The sequence below is a fragment of the Paraburkholderia sp. RL17-373-BIF-A genome (assembly GCF_046030175.1).
Classification (GTDB): domain Bacteria; phylum Pseudomonadota; class Gammaproteobacteria; order Burkholderiales; family Burkholderiaceae; genus Paraburkholderia.
In genome coordinates this window covers 1-536 of record NZ_JARESO010000396.1, presented here as the reverse complement: position 1 = coordinate 536, position 536 = coordinate 1, and the positions used below count along the sequence as shown (strand labels likewise).

At 66.2% G+C, this 536-nt stretch carries 1 protein-coding gene; it reads left to right on the top strand.

Annotated elements, in window-relative coordinates; all coding sequences use genetic code 11:
* Positions 1–72: 72 nt before the first annotated feature.
* The coding region (locus P0D80_RS51060; RefSeq protein WP_408296563.1) for a hypothetical protein at positions 73–536 on the top strand (464 nt) is incomplete at its 3' end.

Genomic DNA, 536 nt, shown 5'->3' with positions numbered 1-536 from the left:
GGCGCAACACTCCTGTCTCCGCTATCGCAGCCTGACCCGATGCGCGCATTCGGTTTTGGCTCAGGCGTCTGGATGATTGTCACGACGGTCGTTGCGGTCTTCACCGGTTCGTATCTCGCTGGTCGATGTGCACCTGTCCTCGGATGGCTGCACGGCGTGCTCGCGTGGGCAGTCATGATTCTTTTCGTCGTGTACGCCATGGCGTCCCTCGTCGGGGGTGCTGTCAGCGTTGCCGGCAACGTCGCCACGGCGGGCGCGACTGTAGGCGCCGCGCAGGGCCAGGCGCCCGGCGGCAACCCGGTGGTCGACTCGGTCAGACAACAGGTTCAGAGCGTGGTCGCGTCGGCAGCCTCGGTAGCTTCGAGCCCGCAAGCCGAGCAGAACGCACGCCAGGCTGCGGATACCGCTGCCCGTGCCGTCGCTCGCGCGACGTGGTTTTCGTTCGCCGCGCTTGTCGTGGGCGCAATCATCGCTCTGGGGTCCGGCAGTCTCGGCTTTCGCCATCAACCCCTTTACGAGGAAGGAGGCGGCTCGTC